We start from the raw sequence: 21,560 nt of genomic DNA, 5'->3' as shown, positions 1-21,560 counted from the left end.
CTAAAATGTTGTCAATTGCTTGCTCCCGATTCCTGCCCCGCCATCAAAACTCCTTCCGAAAGCATTGGTATTTTAATTTCCGAGCACACGATATTATCGCTCTGCTGATAAATCCTGAAAGTCGCCGCCTTTCCGTAAAGGATCGAAAGCCGCTCCGCTGTATTTTTTAACCCTACCCCACCCGACTCGGTTGAACCGAGGTTACCCGAATTGGTGATATGAATTACCAGCAGTTCATTAGCAATTTCTGCTTTTACATCGGTAAATCCACCACCCATTACTTTGGAAACGCCGTGCTTAATGCCGTTTTCGACCAAAGTTTGCAGCATCATGGGAGGTACCTGCCAGTACATAGCCTGCGGATCGGCAGTTATGCTGTATCGGAGCCGGTCTTCATACCGTACTTTTTCAAGTTCAAGATAATCTTCCACAGTCCGCAGCTCCTCCTGCAGATCAACCGTTTTCCGTCTGTCGGCAAGAAGGGAATTTCTTAATATATTGGAAAGCTGCGTGATACTGAGCTGTGCTTTTGAAGGATCTTCGAACACCAGCGCGCGAATGCTGTTTAATGCATTGAAGGTAAAATGCGGGTTCAGCTGCGACCTTAAAACCTTAGCTTCCGCCTCCCGCATTGACATTTTCAGCATGATCTTCTCGTAACTCGCAAGGCGTGTCTGCTCTACATAATGGTAAACAGTGTATGACAATATCCAGGCCAGCAGGTTTTTACACCAGTTTGCGTAGTAACTCCAAAAGACCAGTGGTTGATTCAGCAGGTTATGTTCCAGCATTTCGCGGTCCATCGGCTGATTGATCATCGCCATAATAAGACCGAGTAAGAGTACGGAACCGATCACGCGCAACGCAAGCCTCGGAAGCGGCAGCGAAGACCAGTTCCATTTGCGGATAACCAGCCGGTAAACGTGCGTTAAAACGATCCCAAGAAGGATATTAGCCAGCGCTGTGTAAAATTCGCCGATCTCAAAACCGTATTCAAGTACATAAGGAACATACTCGAACATGATCAGCAATGTCCAGCCCAGGATTTGAAGAGTCCAATAAATTCGTTTTTTGGACATGAAGTAATGCTGCGTTGATTGTTCCGAAAATTACAAATGTATTTACACGGAATTAACCTTTCCGCATAAATACATCAATGGAAACGAACCTACACAAACGGCTTTTATAAAGTTTGCGGAATTTCGAGGGAGAGCAGGTGGGTAATATCGTTGGAAACTTCCAGCTCGAATTTTTGAAGATCGTAGGAGTAATTGACTTTGTACAAACAAAGATTGCTGTGCTCGTAATCGTCCATATTGACCAGCGGCTGCTTGAAAAGTGTGGTCAGCAGCACGCGCATTGCCCGCCCGTGCATAGCGATCAGGATATTGCGCTCGTGGGGGCGCGAAAGGATCGTTTCGATCACCGGGATCTGCCTTGCCCGAACTTCGACCGGGCTCTCGCCTTCCTCGGCTGCAAGTTCGGTCTGCCCATTGCGCCAGGCAGTTACGAGTTCTCTGTAATAGTTGTTATCGCCGGTATTAGGCTCGCGTCCTTCGCGAGCTCCCCAGGAAATCTCATTGAGGCCCGAGTAACTTTCATGCGGGATGCCCAGCTTGATGAACCCGCGAACAGTTTGGTGTGTTCGCTTTAAGTCAGAGGTATATATTTTATCAAAAGGTACATGTTGATAAGAATTGAAAAAAGCAGCTGCCTGAGCTTCGCCCCATTCGTTAAGCGAGGAATCAACTCCACTGCCCTGTACTACTCCCCTGCGGTTGAAATCCGTTTCGCCGTGGCGAATGATGTATATAGATTTTCTTTTCAACGTAATAGGATTATTTGAATATTATTTTTACAAATACCTTGTTTTGAGCTTTTAAAGCACTAACAAATTTATACAATTTTTAGATATGTTTGTTAAAACAGCCACGATTGAGCAACTTAAATCGCTTAGTGAGAACACCATAGCAGGACACATTGGAATCGAGTTTATCGAGGTTGGCCCCGACTTTGTAACTGCCAGAATGCCTGTCGACAAGCGGACACACCAGCCTTTCGGCATTCTGCACGGAGGCGCTTCGGTGGTACTTGCCGAAACGCTGGGCAGCATCGCTTCCTTTCTTACATTGCCCGATTCGGATGAGAAACATGCGGTAGGTCTGGAAATCAACGCCAACCATTTGCGGCCCGTCAAAGAAGGTTTTGTTTATGGAACTGTGAGGCCGATTCATTTGGGTAAAACAACGCATATCTGGGATATACGAATTACGAATGAGCAAGAGAAGCTCGTATGCATCAGCAGGCTTACAGTCGCTATTGTGAATGCAAACCGCTGACATTAATTTGCATAACAATCAACCTAACACGAATTATCGTTATTCTCAATAAATGCTTTCAGTAGAAACCAGCACCTCACTATCAGTATTTGAAGGCTTGCAGATCCAGCAACTATGGGCCGCAGCCAGGCAGTTGGGTTTTCCATCGGCACTTTGGCGGCTGCCACATACCAATGAGATCAAACTGCTTATTTCTCTTCGCGAGGAAATCAGAAAATGTCAGCCTGAACTTGAAAAACTTTCCCCGGGATTTATAGTAAGTAGTTTCCATTGGAAAGACGACCAGGATGTTCTTTTTCTGGAAGGAGATATTATCCTGACTTTCGGACCTGAAACCCAACTAAAAGACGCAATCAATACTGCCGGAGAAGAGCATATTGAAGTAAAACGACTTTTGAAACTGGCGGGAGAAATCGACGCAAATCAAACAGCTCCAACCTCAGTCAATACAACTTCGCTCGTGACAGAAGTCGATAACTTCGATTCCAGACAACGATTTGAGCGGACAGTCGAACTTGCGGTATCGGCGATTCGCAAGAAGCAGTTTAAGAAAGTGGTTTTATCAAGAAGCAAAGACCTTCTGTTTTCCGAAAATTTCCAGCCTGCAAAGGCATTTTGTGAGCTTTCGAAACTATATCCGCACGCATTTGTATCGCTTGTCAACCTGCCGGAATTCAATGAAATGTGGCTGGGAGCGAGTCCAGAGCTGCTTGTCGAGCAGAATGCGCAGGGCGTTTTCAGAACAATGTCGCTGGCCGGTACGCAGCGCGCAAGAACAGCTTCCGGCGAACTGATACCTAAGTATGAAATCCGCTGGGGTGAAAAAGAGATCGAAGAGCATGCATTGGTAAGCCGGTATATTGTGGAGTGTTTTAAAAAGATCCGGCTCCGCGAATACACAGAAACGGGGCCAAAAACGGTTCTGGCTGGCAATTTGTACCATTTGAGAACTGATTTTGAGGTAGATACCGACTCTGCCAATTTCCCCGAACTCGGTTCCGTAATGTTGAAACTGCTGCATCCTACCTCCGCGGTGTGCGGCGTACCCAAAGAACCCAGCCTGCAATTCCTTTTAGATGTCGAAGGCTACGATCGCTCCTTTTACAGCGGGTTTATCGGACCTGCACAAATCGGCGAAACGACCAGCTTGTATGTTAACCTCCGCACGGTACGGTTCAAAGACGGTAAAGCTACATTCTTCGCCGGAGCCGGGATCACAGAAGATTCAATTCCTAGTGAAGAATGGGAAGAAACCGAGCTGAAATGTGACACGCTCCTGAAAGTGATCGAGCGGGGTTTATAAAAAATATTTTTAATAATTAAACTTTCTTAATATAAAAAAGTCTAATCCGTTTGAGATTTAATATATAATTTTGAAAGTGCACATAAAGCACATATATAGATCCGAATAACCCCTAAACCACCAAGTCCGGATTTTACCTACTTATGAATTCTATCAAAAAGTCTGCGCGCTCAGACCGCTTCCTAGTTAATCCCTTCTCTCTATTAACAATTTCGGGTACGATTTTCCTAATGCTTTCCTGCGGTGAAAAAAAAGACACTTTTCAGCAGAAAGGTGGCGGCGGGCCTGTTACCGTCGACGTGATTATTGCAAAGTCAGAAGCTGTCAGTGATAAAGTGGAAGTGAATGGAACAATCGTCGCCAACGAATTTGCCGAACTCCGGCCTGAAGTCAGCGGCCTGCTTACCTTTCTGGATGTTCCCGAGGGGAAAGTAGTTCAAAAGGGAACGGTGATCGCGAGGATCAATAATGCAGATCTGATAGCCCAACTCGACAAAATAAAGATCCAGCTGCAACTTGCTGAAACAACTGAGAAGCGATTAAAACAACTGGTCGCAATCAACGGTATCAACCAGGCTGACTACGATCTCGCTGCCAATCAGGTCAATACCTTCAAAGCAGATATGGTTTACACGCAAGCACTTATCGACAAAACCATCGTCCGCGCGCCCTTTACTGGTGTGATCGGACTCCGGAAAGTGAGTGCCGGCTCTTACGTTTCCCCAAATAGCATTATTGCTACCATGCAGCAGCTTTCTAATCTGCGCATCGATTTTACTCTTCCTGAAACTTATCAAAAATACATTACCAAAGGCCAGAACGTGGACGTTTTGCTGGATCAAAACAGCAAAAAGCTCGTAACCGCACGCGTGATCGCGACTGAACCACAGGTGAACCAGACTACCAGAAACATCACCGTGCGTGCCGTGCTTAATTCCGGCGATACCAGTCCCGGCTCGTTTGCGAAGGTGTATTTAAAGACCAATTCGAATAAAAGCAGCATTATGATCCCTACCAACAGTATTATTCCTGAGGCGCAGGGTAAGAAGGCGGTGGTGGTTAAAAATGGCAAAGCGGTATTTGTGACTGTTGTTACGGGCGACCGCCTTGCTGATGTGGTTGAGGTTACCAGCGGCTTAAATGTTGGTGATTCTGTGGTTGTTTCGGGTGTATTGTTTGCCCGTCCCGATGCTCCTGTGAAAGTGAGAAGTGTAAGGAACTTGAAAGTTGGAGTTAAGTAGCGGTTCAAATTGACTATTCGAAACCCACGTTATGAATATATCGGAATTATCTTTAAAACGGCCCGTTCTTGCGGTTGTAATGAACCTGCTGATCATCCTTTTCGGGATAGTAGGTTACAATTTTCTTTCCTTACGCGACTATCCCGCGATTGACCCTCCTATCGTCAATGTGCGAACGAGCTACACAGGCGCAAATGCGGATATCATCGAAAGTCAGATTACCGAGCCGCTCGAAAAGAGTATCAATGGTATTCCGGGTATTAAAAGTATCAGCTCTTCCAGCCAGATCGGTTCCAGCAACATTACCGTCGAATTTAACCTCGAATCGGACCTCGAAGGTGCCGCAAATGATGTACGCGATAAGGTAAGCCAGGCGCAGCGGAACCTCCCGCAGGATATTGACGCGCCGCCTGTCGTGAGTAAAGCTGATGCGAATAGTGATTTTATATTGCTGCTGGCCGTGCAGAGCCCGTCAAAAGGTCTTCTCGAACTCAGTGAATATGCAGAAAATGTATTGCAGCAAAGTTTGCAAACCATCGACGGGGTAAGTGCTATCAATATTTTCGGGCAAAAGCGGTATGCAATGCGCATCTGGCTTAATCCCGACAAAATGAGCGCATACAATATCTCCTTCAACGATATTTCTGCCACGCTGGCTTCTGAAAACGTAGAGCTTCCTGCCGGAAAAATTTACGGTAACAATACCGAATTGACGATCCGCACCATGGGGCGGCTTACCAGCGAGAAGGATTTCACAGACCTGGTAATTAAAAATGACAGCTCCGGGCTCGTGCGGTTAGGCAATGTCGCGAAAGTTGAGTTAGGTCCTGAAAATGAAGAACAAAGCTGGAAATACAATGGCGTTTACGCAGTCGGGCTGGCGGTAATTCCGCAGCCGGGCGCCAACTATGTTCAAATTTCCGATGAATTCAACAAGCGGCTTGCGGAGATTCAGAAATCCAACAAATCGGATATTACGTTCAGTGTTTTAATAGATAACACCCGGCTGGTGCGGCAGTCCATTGAAGAAGTAGAAGAAACGCTTTTCATTGCGTTTGGGCTCGTGGTGATCGTAATTCTCTTCTTTTTCCGAAACTTCCTCGTCGCAGTTCGTCCGTTGATCGATATTCCGATTTCCCTGGTCGCGACGTTCTTCGTCATGTACCTTTTCGGGTTTTCGATCAATATTTTGACACTGCTGGGAATCGTACTTGCGACCGGCTTGGTGGTCGATGATGGTATTGTTGTGACGGAGAATATCTTCCGAAAGCTTGAAAGCGGACTGCCGATCAGGCAGGCTGCGCTGGAAGGTAGCCGAGAAATTTTCTTTGCGGTTATCTCAACTTCCCTCACACTCGCGGTCGTTTTCCTACCTGTGATCTTCCTGGAAGGTTTTGTAGGAAGCCTTTTCCGTGAATTCGGTATCGTGGTAGCGTCTGCCGTTTTGATCTCTGCATTCGTTTCACTTACGATCACACCAGTTCTCAACGTATTCTTAAACCGGAAAAACTCAGGTCACGGCTGGTTTTACAATAAGACGGAACCGTTTTTCGAAGGAATGGAAAATGGTTACAACCGGGGCTTGAAAGCATTTATGCGGGTTAGATGGGCAGCCTGGGTATTGGTAGTAGCCTGCGGGGTTATTATCTGGTTTAGTTATACCAATCTGCAAAGTGAGCTGGCCCCGATGGAAGACAGGAACAGTATTCGTTTCAATCTCTCTGCACCGGAAGGGACCAGTTTCGACCAGATGCAGCAGATCTCCGATGAACTTGGCAACTTCCTGAACGATTCCGTCCCTGAAAAAGCGTTTACATTTTCAGCGACGCCCGGTTTTGGAGGTGGAGGGATGAATAGTGCTACCGGCCGTATCGGGCTGGTTCCTGCCGGCGAGCGGATCAGAAGCCAGAATGATATTGCGCAGGATATCAACAAAAAGCTCAGCCGATTTAATGACGCAAGGATATTCGGAACGCAGGAACAGACTATTTCGGTAGGTATTGGTTCAAGAGGTTCTTTACCTGTCCAGTTTGTTTTGCAAAACCTTGATTTTGAAAAACTTTACGATGTACTTCCCAAGTTCCTCGAAGAAGCAAGACAGGATCCGACTTTCCAGAATGTGGATGTCAACTTGAAATTCAATAAACCTGAGATCAGATTAACCATTGACAGACTAAAAGCGCGCGACTTGGGTCTTTCCACAACCGACGTCGCTGCCACAATCCAATCTGCATTCAGCGGCCGGCGGCTAGCCTACTTTATCATGAACGGGCAGCAGTACCAGGTGATCGGGCAGGTTGAAAAATCGGAGCGGGACAGACCGGCTGACATTGAAAAACTGTATGTTAGAAATAACCGTGGAGAGAATATTCCTTTGACTGCCGTTGTAAAAATGCAGGAAGAGAGCGGCCCGCCAACTATTTATCACTACAACAGATACAAAAGCGCCACGATTTCGGCTTCTCTGGTCGAAGGCAAAACGATCGGCGACGGCGTGGAGGCGATGAGAAAAATCGGCAATAAGTTGCTGGACGAATCTTTCCAGACTTCATTGACCGGACCGTCGCGTGACTTTGAAGAAAGCTCTTCAAATACCAGTTTCGCATTTGGTCTCGCGCTGCTATTGGTTTATCTCGTATTGGCAGGTCAGTTTGAAAGCTTTACAGATCCGTTCATCATCATGATCACCGTGCCGCTTGCACTTGCAGGTGCATTACTGAGCTTGTATTTGTTTGGGTTAACGATCAATATCTTCTCTCAAATCGGGATGATCATGCTGATTGGTCTGGTAACCAAAAACGGGATCCTGATCGTGGAGTTTGCCAACCAGAAACGGGAACAGGGAATGGAAAGAATGGCGGCTGCGGTCGAATCGGCTACGCAACGTTTGCGGCCAATTTTAATGACGAGCCTTGCGACTGCATTCGGTGCATTGCCTATTGCATTAAGTCTTGGAGCTGCTGCTACCAGCCGGATACCGCTGGGGGTTGTAATCGTGGGCGGTTTGATGTTCTCACTGATCCTGACGCTGTTTGTGATCCCCGCCGTTTACACTTTCATCTCACCCAAAAAACACAAAAAGACCGAAGAAGAAAAAATGGCCGAAGAGCTGGCAGTCTAGTTCCGGGCTATTTTCCTATTCCTTTTTATAAAAATCCATTTGTTTTTGCATGAACCCGCTCAAAATTTTTAAGAACAAAACGCATCTTCTGATTGGTATCCTGCTTTGCGGAAGCAACGCATTTTGTTTCCAGTCGCCTGATAGTCTGTCGCTTACACTAGACGCTGCGATCGCTACTGCACTGAAAAACAGTTATGAGATTGAGATTGCAAAAAACAATGTGGAAGTAAATACGGTACTGAACCATTACGGTGTCGCCGGCGGGCTGCCGCTGGTAGCAGCGAATGCCTCTAATACGGAACAAATTACGGAGGTTAACCAAAAACTGAACAACGGTACGGAGATCAACCGGAGTGCGGCGGCGGGTAACAATACGCAGGCGAGCGTGTCGGCCAGTATTTTACTTTATAATGGAAAAAGGGTTCGTTCTACCAAAAAGCGTCTGGCTGAGCTGCAATACCAGAGCCAGGAGCTACTTAACTCGCAGATACAGAATACGATAGCTATGGTAATGACAAGCTACTACGATGTGGTTCGTCAGTTGAGTTACCTGAATACTTTACGCGCCTCCATTCAGGCTTCCGAAAAGAGGTTAGAGATTTTGCAGGTTAGAAAAGAGGCAGGTATGGCCAACAATGCAGATATTTTTCAAGCGCAGATTGACGTCAATACCCTTAATCAGACCTTCCGGGATCAGGAAATGATCGCTCAGGTTGCCAAAACGGAATTACTACGCATATTGACCCTGGATACCAAAGCAGCAGTGACGATCAGAGATACGATCACGGTCGACCTCAATCTTAAACTTGAACCGATCCTTGACCGGCTTGCATTGAATGCGGACGTAAAAGCTGCCGACCACCAGATCCGGATTAACGAGCTGATCGTGCGCGAAACTGCGGCGCTGCGTTATCCTTCCGTGCGCTTGAATACGGCTTACAACTACTCCCGCAACCAGACAGCGGCAGGTTTTACCTTGCTTAACCGCTCGCTCGGACCCAATGCCGGTGTTACCCTGGCAATTCCCATTTACAACGGATCTTCATTTAAAAGACAGCAGCAGGCTGCGGAGATCAACACTTCCACTGCGAAGATTCAGAAGAATGTAATTTTGAGAGATTATAATGCGGGTGTTGTCAAAATGTACCAGACTTACCTGAGCTCATTGCAACAACTCGAAACGCAACAGCAAAATTATGCGCTCAGCAGGCAACTGCTTGATCTTACATTACAGCGGTTTGAGCTGATTCAAGCTACTATTATCGACGTAAGAGAAGCCCAACGTAGTTTTGAAGACGCGGGATATCGTCTTATCAATCTGAACTATGCAGCTAAAGCCGCAGAAATCGAGCTAAAAAGACTGAGCAATAATCTTCAATAACCTTTTAATAAAAGCTAATAAGGAAGCCCCGCATTCAGTTACTGCTGAATAGTGGGGCTTCTAACTTTCTCTGGCATAGCTTTTTAACAGTAAAATTCAACAGGATTAAATTTTCTGTTAAACCTCCACGCAATTTTCTTATCTAATTCAATTACCACTTTCAACTTACTGAGTGGCGGCACTTGTTTGCTGTCGCACTAATTCCATCGTTATGCTAAGATCATTGCTCCCTATTCTCCTTTTGACGCTTTTTGCTTACGTCGGGTACGCGCAGGAAGAGCCTGCTGCATTCACGATCTCCGGCAAATTGGAGGACGCAGACAAACGTCCCGTTCCATTTGCAAACGTTGCGCTTTACGGAACTAAGGATTCTACATTGATTGGGGGAAGTACCTCCGATGAAAACGGGATATTCAAAATCGCGGCTGATCCGGGGAATTACTTCATCAAGATCACATTTCTTGCATTGCGCGAAAAGTTGGTTCAGAATATTAATGTGGCCGGAAACAGCGTGGACGTAGGTGTGGTTGCCATGGTTTCTGATGCCAGAAATCTGGAAGAGCTGGTAGTAAGAGGTGAGAAAAGTCAGATGGACCTGCAACTGGACAAACGTGTATTTAATGTGGGAAAAGACCTGAGCAATATTGGTAGCAATGCGTCTGATATCCTTAATAATATGCCCTCGGTGACTGTGGATGTGGAAGGTAACGTGGCATTGCGCGGGAGCCAGAATGTGCGGATCCTGATCGATGGTAAACAATCTGGGATGGTGGGGCTGAATCCGGCGGAAGCATTGCGGCAGATACCAGGCGACCTGATCGAAAGCATTGAGATCATCACCAATCCTTCTTCGCGCTACGATGCGGAAGGTGAAGTGGGGATTCTGAATATTGTGATGAAGAAAAATATCAGGTATGGTCTCAACGGTTCTTTCACGGGAACTGCGGGTTATCCTTCCAATTTTGGCGGATCCTTTAACCTTAATTACCGTCGCAAAAAAGTCAATTTCATCGCGAATTACGGCTTAATGTACCGCGACGGCCCGGGCCGGGGAAATTCCCGCCAGGAATACAGCAGCGCCGATACCAGTTTTGTTTATGAATCCAATACCAATAGGAACAGGTCGGGCTACTCGAATAGTGTCATGGTAGGAATGGATTATTTTATCAACAATTTCAACACACTAACTGGAACCCTCTCCTATCGTAACTCGCAGAATGACAACAGGTCTACCCTGCAATACCGGGATTTTGATTTTAACAATATCCTCACCAGCACCGTGGTACGGGAAGAACGGGAAACTGAGCCCAGAACTAATATCGAGGCCGCATTGAACTACAAAAAGACTTTCGAACGAAAAGGACAAAGTCTCTCTTTTGATGCTAAATACATATTGAGCGACGAAACGGAAGCAGCCAAATACAATGAATTTTCCGATAACGATGCGACGCGGATCGTACAGCGGGCATTCAATACGGAAGACGAACGAAATTTCCTGGCGCAGCTCGACTACATTCACCCGCTCGGGAAAGATGGAAAAATGGAAGTAGGGCTAAAAAGCTCCATTCGCCAGCTAGACAACGATTTTTCAGTGCATCAGCAAAACGAAGAAATGAACTGGATTATCCTGCCCAATTTCGACAACATGCTGGCCTACGATGAAAGGATACACGCGGGTTATGCGATGGCGAGCAGCCAGTTCGGGAAGGTTTTCGTGCAGGCGGGTTTGCGCGGAGAATACACGGACATTTTGACTGAACTCAAAAAAACGGCAGTAACCAATCACAGAAAATACTTTAACCTTTTCCCTAGCCTTCACCTTTCCTACAAGCTCCAAGATGCGCAGACTTTGCAGTTGAGTTATAGTTACCGGCTGAGCCGCCCTAATTTCCGGGATCTGCTTCCCTTCTCAAATTTCAGCGATTCGAGGGTTTTTCGCTCGGGTAACCCCCTATTAAATCCGGAATTTACGCATTCATTTGAAGCGGGACATTTACTGAATATGGAAAAAGGCACGTTGCTGTCGAGTGTATATTACCGCCACCGGCTTGGTGTGGTAGAGAATATAACCTCGGTAGATTCGACAGGATTTACAACAGTAACTCCGATCAACCTCTCAACCGGAGACTCTTACGGATTTGAATTCAACCTTACGTACGATCCCGCCCCCTGGTGGAAACTGACCGCCAATGCGAATGTGTTCCGGGCGATGAACCAGGGTTTTTATAATGACAAGTTGTATGAAAGCGACACATATTCGTGGACCAGTCGGCTTTCTTCGCGGCTTACCCTATTCAAATCGGTCGATTTCCAGTCTTCTTTCAACTACCGCGCGCCGCGTCGTACTACTCAGGGAAGGGATTTATCGATCTATTTCATCGATCTGGGGCTTTCTAAGGATATTCTCAAAGGCAGGGGAACGGTTACGGCCAGCGTCCGTGATCTGCTCAATTCCAACAAGCGCCGGAGTATCATCGAAAATGCCGGATACTATTCAAGATCGGAATTCCAATGGCGCCCGAGGCAGTTTTTGGTGACGATATCTTACCGGCTCAACCGCTCGAAAGAAAGGCCGAGTTTGGACAAACAAGGCGACGGTGGCGGTGACGAAGACTGATAGTCGCGACGAAAACATTACCTTTGCGACTTACAACTGAACAATCATAATGCTTTTTATCGGAAAATATAATCACCTCACTATTGAAAGAGTAACAAGCGTCGGCATGTTTCTCAGCGACGTAGAAGGTGAAGAAGTGCTTTTGCCCAACCAATATCTTACAGACGAAATGCAGGTTGGCGACGAGATCAGGGTATTCGTGTACCTGGATTCGGAAGACCGGCCGGTGGCTACTACACAAACTCCAAAGATCATTCGCAACGAATTTGCATTCCTGGAAGTGAAGGACGTTTCGGAATATGGTGCTTTCCTGGATTGGGGTTTGATAAAAGATCTTTTCGTGCCTTTTCGCGAGCAGATCACGCCGATGGAAATCGGTGAGTGGCACGTGGTATTTCTCTATCTCGACCAGAAAAGTTCAAGGCTGCTGGCCTCCACAAAAATTGACCGTTTTCTTGATAATGAAAGGCTGACCGTTAAGGAAGGAGACGAAGTGGATCTGTTGATTTTCCACAAAACTGATCTGGGTTACAATGCGATCGTGAACCAATTTCACCGCGGTTTGATCTACGGAAACGAAGTGTTCCGGGAACTGAAAGTTGGAGACAGTCTGAAAGGTTTTGTAAAAAGGATCCGGGAAGACAACAGATTGGATATCAGCCTCCAAAAAAGCGTTGCAGAAACGATCGAGCCATCGGGCAAACTAATTATGGAGCTGGTTCAAAAGGGCGGAGGCTACCTGAATCTGTCAGACAGCAGCTCGCCGGAGGATATTTATAAACAACTGCAAATCAGCAAAAAAGTCTTCAAAAAAGCGATCGGCGGCCTCTACAAACAAGGCCTGATCCGGATTGCGGAAGATGGGATATATTTGGTGAATTCGGATTAAAATACGGGAAGATCAATTCTTCCCGTATTTCGTTTTATACTTCTCATAAAGCCGCTTTTGCTTGTCGTCGAGATTCACTTTCCCGCCTTTTACGAATACCATTTCAACTGAATTGCCACGCATATCGAGGATATCGCCCTGGGAAACGATCAGTGAGGCGTGTTTGCCTTTTTCGAGCGTCCCTACTTCCCTTTCGGCACCAATAATTTCGGCAGCGTTTTTGGTTACAAATTGAAGTGCATCTTCCGGAGAAACGTCGCTGAATCCTGACGAAGTACCTGCCATAAAAGCCAGATTCCTTGTCCGCCACCATTCGTCCGCGTAAGTAATAGCCACTTTCACGCCAGCTTTGTGAAGCATACTTGGCAGTTCATAAGGCAGGTACACATTCTCATCAACGCGCCCAGGCAGTCTGTGCGTGGGGTTCAAAACCACCGGAACTTGGTTCTCTTTCAGGAAAGCAGCAACCTTGTAAGACTCGTCACCGCCCACGATCACTACTCTTTTGATACCGGCCTCCCGCGCCGTTTTCACAGCTTCAACAATATCCTTTGCGTAATCCGCACGAATGTAAAGATTGGCTGTGCCGGCAAAGAGTGGCTTCATTGCAGCCAGTCGCAGGTTTACAGCCGCAGGCTCCGCCACTTCCATATAACCCTTGGCCTCAGAGAAAGTGGATTTGATCAGATCGATTGTTTCCTGTCTTTTTTCATTTCTTTTAACCGAAACAGAAAAATCTTCATAATTAAAGGTACTGGCCAGAAATGGCGGCCAGCTGAGCCAGATACCATCGTCTTTTTTCAAAACGGCATCTTCCCAATTCCAGCCGTCGCTGTAAAAAACCGAAGACGAACCAGAAATCACACCACCCTGTGGAACAGCCTGAGAAACCAGGATCCCGTTTCCCCGCAAAGTTGGTATTACCTCAGAATCAGTATTATAAGCCACCAGCGCGCGAACGTGCGGATTGATCTCTCCTACTTCATTAAAATCGAGCGTGGCCCGCACGGAAGCAACTTCCTGCAAACCTACCGTGGTATTCAGCGAAATTATACCCGGAAAAATATGCTTTCCTTTCGCGTCGATCGTCTCTGCATTTGCACCCGTAGGATTAGAACCTGCCGCGCCCAAATAGGTGATCAAACCTTTGTCAAAAGCAATTACGCCATTTTGGATTACCTGCCCGTTGCCCACGTGAATTGTGGCGCCGGTGATCACGACCGGGCGGCTTTGCGGCAACGCAGGAGCCGGGTTTTGGGCAAAAGTTTCTGCTGTTGCAAAAAGCGAGATCAGAAACAGAAATGTCTTGGAAAATGAATGATGTATCGTCATTTGGTAAAATGTCATAGCTATTATCTGTGTCCTTCATGCTCGGTGTGCACACCCACTATATCTTCACAATGCCACATTTTGGGCTGCGCCGCCTGCGGTTTTTGAGTAGGCTTTCCTTCTGCTTTATCATTCAGCATTTTCTGGATCAGCTTTTCTCTTTCCTGCTGCATTGATTTTTGCTTTTCCTCGTCTTTTTTTCTGTCAAAATACACCGCACCTTCCACCATCGTGAATTCGGGACGGGCGTAGATAGACAGCGGATGTGCGTTCCAGAGTACCAGATCCGCATCTTTTCCAGCCTTGATACTGCCCATTCTGTTATCTACGTGCAGTAATTTGGCCGGATTAAGTGTTACCATTTTCCAGGCTTCTTCTTCCGGCACGCCACCATATTCGACCGTTTTTGCAGCTTCCTGGTTCAACCGACGCGCCATTTCAGCATCATCAGAATTGATCGCGACGGTCACGCCCTGGTGATACATCAATGCCGCATTGTAAGGAATCGCTTCTTTTACCTCCATTTTATAAGCCCACCAATCCGCGAACGTAGAACCGCCGATACCCCGTTTTGCCATTCCGTCTGCCAGCTTGTAACCTTCCAGAATGTGGGTAAATGTGTTGATCTTAAATTTCAGTGAATCAGCTACATGCATCAGCATATTGATTTCCGACTGTACATAAGAGTGGCAGGTGATGGATCTTTGGTTGTCGAGAATCTCGGCCAGTGCGTCCAGCTCAATATCTCTTCTCGGCGCATTTGCAGCCACCTTTTTAGAGGTTGAGTTAAAACTTTTCCAGCTCTTTGCATATTCCTTTGCGCGAAGAAAATGGTCGAAATATACCTGCTCCACGCCCATTCTGGTTTGTGGAAAACGTACTCTAGCCACATCGCCCCAGTTGGATTGCTTCACATTTTCACCCAATGCAAATTTGATCGTCTTCACATCCGGCAGTACCATTTCCGACTGACTGGCGCCCCATTTCAATTTAATCATCGCGCTCTGGCCACCGATCGAATTAGCCGAGCCGTGCAGCAAATGCGAAGCAGTAACCCCACCCGCGAGCTGGCGGTAAATATTGACATCGTCCGGATTCACTACATCGCTCATCCTCACCTCCGCCGAGCTCGTTTGACCACCTTCGTTGATCGTGAAAAGCGCAATATGCGAATGCTCGTCAATAATACCGCTGGTCAAATGCTTGCCTGTACCATCAACGGTTTTCGCTCCGGAAGGCGCAGCGAGCGATTTCCCAACCTTGGTAATCTTTCCATTCTGAACAATTACATCTGCATTTTGCAGGATACCTTCCTTTTCATTCGTCCAAACAGTCGCATTTTTAATCAGTAGCGTCTCTGATTTAGGCAGCTGCTCGTTCCCGAAACCTACAAAAGGATACAGGATCGGCCCTGTTTCTTTTGGTTTGATGGTAGTAGTATCGGCAGCAGCAGTTTGCTGGAATTTCTGGGTCAATGTTGCATTCCATGGCACTGCGGCGCCATTAGGCAAAATGCCTTCCCCGGATAAGGTAGTTCCAGTCAGCCAGCCTGTGAGGCGGGTCGTACCTGTGACTTTTTTGTCAGCCTGATAACTTAATGTCAATAACTCATTGGAAAGGATAGCCTTGGGAGTGATTTTCACTGAATCCTGAACAATCACTTTATATTCCGGCTTCTCTGGCGAGCCGGCGATTTCCAGCTTTCCGCCAGGCTGATTATTGATTGTCAGCAAATAGGTACCCCGAATATCCGGTGCATTAATCGGCGCAAGGATAAATTTCTTTCCCTGAACCCAGTTCTCATAAATGATATTGTCTTTATCAAAAAGATCACCCGAAGTAATAATGAAGTTGGCGAGCAAACCGGGTTTCAAACTTCCTATCTGGCCTTCCGCTTTGATCAGGCTGGCCGGCAGAGTCGTGAGCGCTTCCAGTGCTTTTTCTTTTGGGAGACCATATTCCACTGCGGTTTTAATGCTTTTCCAAAAGTCAGCCTTGTTCTTCATTCCGGCCGAAGTAAATGCAAACGGAATCTGCGCCCTAGCTACTAGCGAAGCATTTCCAGGCGCGAGTTCCCAGTGCTTCAACTGCGCCATACTGATCACATCTGCGTCCCAGGGATCGGTTACATCATAAGCTTCCGGAAATTGGAGCGGCAAAATCAGCGTAGCTTTGGTCGCTTTTATTTCATTAATACGCTGATATTCATCACCTCCGCCCTTGATAATATATTGAACACCAAATTCATCTCCTACCTTATCAGCCCGCAATACGCTGTATTTGTCACCGGTTTCAAAGAAAGAAGGCAGTGTTTTGATCTGGTTAAATGCGTCCAGCGACAGATTAGCCTCTTTTGCTTTCGGAGTGCGGGCATACCATTCTGCATCGTAATAATTTTGTCTCAAAAGCGCCACCACGCCCATTGTGGACGAAGGATACGTTTGCGAGGAAATACCTTTGCTAAAAGAGAAATGTGCGGAAGCTTTTCTGTTCAAAAGTGCTTTGTTGGCGGCTTCGTCAGTCAGCGTGACCAGCGCGCCGTTTCCTCTTACAATCCCGTCGTGTGAATGCACAAGCACAGTACCGAAACCGATTTTACGCAGATCAGCCGCTTTTTTAGCATCCGGGGTGAAGATCAGACTGGCGTCATTTTCCGATTGTATCGCCTGGTTCCAGCCAAATGCGCCCTTTTTATTGGATTCCAGCTGCGGCGTTTGTCTGCCGCCCGCCGGCCTGTCGCGCTTTGCTTCCGGCATGCCGTAATCAGAATCCAGGTCGATGAGCGAAGGATAAATGTACTTACCTTTCAAGTCCACGACCACAGTCCCGGCGGGCAGTTTCACCTGTTTCCCAACCTGGCTGATCAGTCCGTTCTCAATCAGTAAAGTACCGTTTTCGATAGTTGTTTTGGGATCGACGACGATGGTGGCATTGGTGAATGCATACCTTCCTGGTCTTTCATCGTAAGCGCCATTTTGTGGGAAAGTCTGCTGCGCCTGACAGCAAATGCTAACAACCAGCCCTGAAAATAAGGTTGATAATTGTTTAAACATATATCGGTTAATGGTTCAGATTCAACTTTACAATATACAATGAAAATCAGCAAAACGCCCGGCAGGCATGATATTCTCCGGAAGTTACAATTGCCGCTGCGAATTTTCATGTTGCTTGTTTTTTTCACATTTTGTGGTACTTTTTCAAATACTTTAACAGCAATTCAGACCTATGACTTACGACCAATTTCAAGAATCTCTTTCACTGAAAATTCCGCCAACTGGCCTTCCTGAACTCATAAAAGCACTTTGGTACGACGCAAAAGGCGATTGGGAAGCGGCGCACAATATCGCACAGAGTGCAGAAGGCACCCGAAATTATGATCGTTTACACGCCTATTTACACCGGGTAGAGGGTGACACCTGGAATGCAGGATACTGGTATAAACGCGCTGGTTCAGAGGTATTTAATGGATCTTTTGACGAGGAAAGAGCATATCTTTTCGATTTTTACCCCCGAAATATATAAGGCTTTTACCTTATATGTGCCAGATATAAGGTTTTTTCCTTATATTCACCTGTTATAAGGTAAAAAGCTTATATAAATGAAAAAGCATCACGCCGTTTTTACCGCCGATATGGTCAATTCGACCAGCTTTACGCGAGAAGACACTGCACTGTGGCTGCAAGAATTGACACAAACTTTACGGGACCATCAGTCATTTAAGTGGTTGCTGAAACCTGAAATTTACCGGGGCGACAGCTTTCAGGGAGTACTCAAAAATGCCGATCAGGCGGCGCGCGTAGCTATTTTAGCCCGTGCTATCATGCGTTCTCACGCACCAAATGCAGATCTGCGCATTGCGATAGGGATCGGGCAAACTGAAATGCTGACCGAGCGGGCAGGCACTTCCGACGGAGAAGCGTTTCGGTTATCCGGCCGCCTTGCCGACACAATTCGTCAGCAAAAAGCCCGCATTGCAATTGCACTGCCTATACCCTCAGAGCCGCTGACTGCTACACTTGGGCTGCTCGAAACATTGATAGAAGGCTGGACGATGTCGCAAAGCCAGGTAATCACGGCGTTGCTGCAAGAAAAAACAGTGACCCAGATAGCCGAGCAGCTATCGATCAGCCAGTCAGCGGCGAGCCAGCGAATTGCAGCCGCCAAATGGTGGGCGATTGAAAATTTTCTTAGTACTTTTCCAAAGCAATTATCACTATACACAAAACGCTAACTTCTGATGACTGAATTTCTGCTGCTGCTCCTTGCTCATGTATTAGTAGATTTCTACTGGCAGCCAACCAGCTGGGTAACAGACAAGAAGAAAAAGTCTTTCAGATCAAAATACCTCTACTGGCATATCCTGCTGGTAATTGTGGTTTCTTACGTAATACTACACCAATGGGACAATCCGATGCCCGCATTGCTCCTGGGACTTGCACACGGGATTATTGATGTAGTCAAAATCTCATTCGACAAAAAAGGTTCGCTCGCCTGGTTTATCACCGACCAGATTGCCCACATTCTCACTATTGCTATTGCAGCACTGCTCCTTACCAATACTATCGAACCTGGTTTCAAGCAATTCCTAACGTGGCTGGATACTCCCAAAACCCTGGCAACAATGGCAGGCGCATTAACTTCCCTTTCACCCGTCTCATTTCTGGTTGGTATCCTCACCCGCCCGTGGCGTGAAGAACTGAGCAAGCTAGCGCCGGAAGCCGACGACAATCTTGCCAATGCCGGCCGCTGGATCGGAATGTCGGAAAGGCTGCTGATTTTTGTGTTCGTACTGGCTAACCAATTTTCAGCGATCGGATTTTTGATCGCCGCCAAATCGCTGCTCAGGTACAACGACAAGGCACCAGCACCCGAAACTTCTCCCGCCTACATCAGTAAAAAATCAGAATATGTACTGGTAGGAACACTGATGAGCTACACTTGCGCAATCGCTATTGCGCTCATGGTGCGGATGTTTTATTGAAATCTCAGAGAAACGATTAAACTAAATCCCAAAATCATACTCTAACCGGAGTATCAAAACCTGATGACCATGAAAAAAATACTGTTTGTCTTTTTATTGACTTTCGCCACAGTAACTGCATTTGCGCAGCGGCAGGGCGGCGGTGGGAATATGACAGCGGAGCAACGCGCCGAAAACCAAACGAAAACGCTGACTGAAAATCTGAACTTATCCGAAGACCAGAAAAAGCAAGTTTACAACCTAAGCCTGGCCAGAGCTCAAAAAATGCAGGAATTGCGTGAAAAATCAAACGGCGACCGCTCAGAAATGCGCGCATCAATGGAAACATTCAACACTGAAATCGCAAAAATCCTGACCGTAGAGCAGCAGGAGAAGTATAAGACGATGCTGGAAGATCGGAGGGGAGCGGGAGGAAGAGGCGAGCGGGAACCGAGGGAAAATTAATTTTGAATGATTGAATGATCGAATGATTGAATAGTAATAATGAGTGAGTGAGCGAATATTAGTTTCAACATTCACTCATTCAGTCATTCAATCATTCAATCATTCCACTACACCGCCATCTCCGTCTTAAACTCCGAGGTGAAGTGGAAATGTATGGCGGGGTTGTTTTCGCGGTTCATGCGGATCATCCATTCGGAATCTGCAAGAAAAACCGGGTTGCGGTCTTTGTCATACGCGATCTGGTTTCCTTTTAATCTGATAAACTGGTCCATGGCCGGTTTTTCGTCGGCGGTAAGCCAGCAGGCGCGTGAAGTACTCATAGGCACCCAGCGACATTTCGCGCCGTATTCGTGTTCAAGTCGGTATTGAATTACGTCGAATTGAAGCTCTCCTACTGTTCCTACTATTTTTCTGTTTCCCAAATCCAATGTAAATAGTTGCGCTACACCTTCGTCGGTCAGCTGCTGGATACCTTTTTCCAATTGCTTGGATTTCATCGGATCCATATTGATCAATTCCTTAAATATCTCAGGAGAAAAGCTTGGGATACCTGAGAATTGCAGGAGCTCGCCTTCTGTCAGGGTATCTCCGATTTTGAAGCTGCCGGTATCGTATAAACCAACCACATCGCCGGGGAAACCTTCGTCCATCACACTTTTATCCGAAGCCATAAATGTAAATGGACTTGAAAAACGTACGTCTTTGCCTAATCTGACGTGTTTATAAAATTTTCCCCTTTCGAATTTCCCCGAACAAATGCGCAGGAACGCAATACGGTCACGGTGACGCGGGTCGAGGTTCGCGTGGATTTTGAAAACAAAACCGGTGAACTTTGGCTCCGTCGGAGCTACTTCACGCACGTCGGTCGGGCGGGGCTGCGGAATAGGTGAAATTTCACAGAATGTATCCAGTAACTCCTTGATACCAAAATTATTAATAGCACTACCGAAGAATACAGGCGCCAGCTCCCCTTTTTGGTAAGCTTCTTCTGAAAATACGTCATAAACACCTTCAACAAGCTCCACGTCTTCTGTGAGCTGCTCAGCGTCTTTTTCACCAACCAGTTCCGCGAGGCTTTCATCGTCCAAACTTACTTTCGCGACGTTGCTTTCAATCTTCGTTTTATTGATTTTGAAGAAGTACAGCATTTGTTCGTACAAGCTGTAAACGCCTTTAAAATTAGCACCCATATTGATCGGCCACGTGAGCGGACGAACGCGGATACTTAGCTTGCTTTCCAATTCATCCAGCAATTCAAATGGATTCTGGCCTTCTCTATCTAATTTATTAATGAAAATAATAACCGGCGTATTACGCATCCGGCACACTTCCATGAGCCTTTCAGTTTGTTCCTCCACACCTTTTACGCAGTCCACAACCAGGATTACGCTATCGACAGCCGTCAAAGTCCGGTAAGTATCTTCCGCAAAATCCTTGTGGCCCGGCGTATCCAGGATATTGATCAGCAGGTCTTTATATTCAAAGGTCATCACGGACGTAGCGACCGAAATACCTCTTTGCTTCTCGATTTCCATAAAATCGGAAGTAGCCGTTTTCTTGATCTTGTTGGACTTCACCGCCCCCGCAGTCTGTATTGCGCCTCCGAACAGAAGCAGCTTTTCCGTGAGGGTTGTTTTTCCAGCATCCGGGTGACTGATGATCGCAAATGTGCGGCGTTTTTTTATTTCCTCTATATTACTCATGTAGAATTGAGATACTGATTTCAGCGATTCTGATGAATCAAAATTTCCGCAAAGATACAAATAAAAGAAGAGCCGCCCCTATCGGTGCACTGCCCCCAAAAAGTTAGACACTTCTTGGGGGCATTTTTATGGTTAATTACAAAAAACACAGTTTGAATTTTAAGCTTAGGCTTGTTAAGGCTTATTTGAATGGCGGTAGTTATACGGGTTTG

At 46.6% G+C, this 21,560-nt stretch carries 17 protein-coding genes; 11 read left to right on the top strand and 6 right to left on the bottom strand.

The genetic code is table 11. From position 1 onward, the window contains the following. Window positions 1-11 precede the first annotated feature (11 nt). Window positions 12-1,079 (bottom strand): sensor histidine kinase, encoded by a 1,068-nt coding sequence (locus KOD92_RS21170; protein ID WP_215235610.1) that lies wholly within the window; start codon window positions 1,077-1,079, stop codon window positions 12-14. A 104-nt stretch (window positions 1,080-1,183) separates the two neighbouring features. Then, the gene (locus tag KOD92_RS21165; protein ID WP_215235609.1) at window positions 1,184-1,828 is read right to left on the bottom strand and encodes a histidine phosphatase family protein; all 645 of its coding nucleotides are present in this window, start codon (window positions 1,826-1,828) and stop codon (window positions 1,184-1,186) included. Between the two features lie 85 nt (window positions 1,829-1,913). Between KOD92_RS21165 and KOD92_RS21160 the strand changes: the two genes are divergently transcribed. From KOD92_RS21160 to KOD92_RS21130, 7 genes are all read left to right on the top strand, one after another. Further along, entirely contained in the window at window positions 1,914-2,339 is a 426-nt protein-coding gene (locus KOD92_RS21160; RefSeq protein WP_215235608.1) for a hotdog fold thioesterase, read from the top strand. Window positions 2,340-2,391: 52 nt separating this feature from the next. Then, complete coding sequence (locus tag KOD92_RS21155) at window positions 2,392-3,642, top strand: chorismate-binding protein (RefSeq protein ID WP_215235607.1); 1,251 nt, start codon at window positions 2,392-2,394, stop codon at window positions 3,640-3,642. A gap of 143 nt (window positions 3,643-3,785) precedes the next feature. Further along, window positions 3,786-4,883, top strand: a complete 1,098-nt coding sequence (locus KOD92_RS21150; RefSeq protein WP_215235606.1) for an efflux RND transporter periplasmic adaptor subunit — start codon at window positions 3,786-3,788, stop codon at window positions 4,881-4,883. A 31-nt stretch (window positions 4,884-4,914) separates the two neighbouring features. Then, window positions 4,915-8,004, top strand: coding sequence for an efflux RND transporter permease subunit (locus KOD92_RS21145; RefSeq protein ID WP_215235605.1), 3,090 nt, complete (start codon window positions 4,915-4,917; stop codon window positions 8,002-8,004). 49 nt (window positions 8,005-8,053) lie between these two features. Next, window positions 8,054-9,385 carry a TolC family protein gene (locus KOD92_RS21140; protein ID WP_215235604.1) on the top strand — a complete coding sequence of 444 codons (1,332 nt, stop codon included), beginning with the start codon at window positions 8,054-8,056 and terminating at the stop codon, window positions 9,383-9,385. 211 nt (window positions 9,386-9,596) lie between these two features. After that, window positions 9,597-12,002 carry an outer membrane beta-barrel family protein gene (locus tag KOD92_RS21135; RefSeq protein ID WP_215235603.1) on the top strand — a complete coding sequence of 802 codons (2,406 nt, stop codon included), beginning with the start codon at window positions 9,597-9,599 and terminating at the stop codon, window positions 12,000-12,002. Between the two features lie 49 nt (window positions 12,003-12,051). Then, the gene (locus tag KOD92_RS21130; protein WP_215235602.1) at window positions 12,052-12,891 is read left to right on the top strand and encodes a CvfB family protein; all 840 of its coding nucleotides are present in this window, start codon (window positions 12,052-12,054) and stop codon (window positions 12,889-12,891) included. 12 nt (window positions 12,892-12,903) lie between these two features. On the opposite strand, the gene KOD92_RS21125 is transcribed toward KOD92_RS21130, so the two are convergent. Together KOD92_RS21125 and KOD92_RS21120 are read right to left on the bottom strand one after the other, a co-directional pair. Then, entirely contained in the window at window positions 12,904-14,223 is a 1,320-nt protein-coding gene (locus tag KOD92_RS21125; RefSeq protein ID WP_215235601.1) for an amidohydrolase family protein, read from the bottom strand. Window positions 14,224-14,243: 20 nt separating this feature from the next. Then, a complete protein-coding gene (locus tag KOD92_RS21120) occupies window positions 14,244-17,273 on the bottom strand; it encodes an amidohydrolase family protein (protein WP_215235600.1) in 3,030 nt (1,009 codons plus the stop codon). 172 nt (window positions 17,274-17,445) lie between these two features. On the opposite strand from KOD92_RS21120, the gene KOD92_RS21115 reads away from it, so the two are divergent. The 4 genes from KOD92_RS21115 to KOD92_RS21100 all read left to right on the top strand — a co-directional run bounded on the left by KOD92_RS21115 (window position 17,446) and on the right by KOD92_RS21100 (window position 19,645). Then, window positions 17,446-17,742, top strand: coding sequence for a hypothetical protein (locus KOD92_RS21115; RefSeq protein ID WP_215235599.1), 297 nt, complete (start codon window positions 17,446-17,448; stop codon window positions 17,740-17,742). A gap of 76 nt (window positions 17,743-17,818) precedes the next feature. Beyond that, window positions 17,819-18,451, top strand: a complete 633-nt coding sequence (locus tag KOD92_RS21110) for a SatD family protein (RefSeq protein WP_215235598.1) — start codon at window positions 17,819-17,821, stop codon at window positions 18,449-18,451. A 6-nt stretch (window positions 18,452-18,457) separates the two neighbouring features. Beyond that, window positions 18,458-19,201, top strand: coding sequence for a DUF3307 domain-containing protein (locus KOD92_RS21105; protein WP_215235597.1), 744 nt, complete (start codon window positions 18,458-18,460; stop codon window positions 19,199-19,201). Window positions 19,202-19,270: 69 nt separating this feature from the next. Continuing rightward, on the top strand, window positions 19,271-19,645 hold the full coding sequence (locus KOD92_RS21100) for a DUF4890 domain-containing protein (RefSeq protein ID WP_215235596.1): 375 nt from the start codon (window positions 19,271-19,273) through the stop codon (window positions 19,643-19,645). Window positions 19,646-19,752: 107 nt separating this feature from the next. Here KOD92_RS21100 and KOD92_RS21095 read toward each other — a convergent pair whose 3' ends face one another. Next, complete coding sequence (locus KOD92_RS21095; RefSeq protein ID WP_215235595.1) at window positions 19,753-21,348, bottom strand: peptide chain release factor 3; 1,596 nt, start codon at window positions 21,346-21,348, stop codon at window positions 19,753-19,755. A 20-nt stretch (window positions 21,349-21,368) separates the two neighbouring features. Beyond that, on the bottom strand, window positions 21,369-21,560 hold a 192-nt coding region (locus KOD92_RS21090), incomplete at its 5' end, for a hypothetical protein (protein WP_215235594.1).

This window comes from Dyadobacter linearis (assembly GCF_907165045.1).
GTDB classification, from domain to species: Bacteria; Bacteroidota; Bacteroidia; order Cytophagales; family Spirosomataceae; genus Dyadobacter; species Dyadobacter linearis.
The sequence above is the reverse complement of the archived record's forward strand: the minus strand, read 5'-3'. Positions and strand labels throughout refer to the sequence as shown.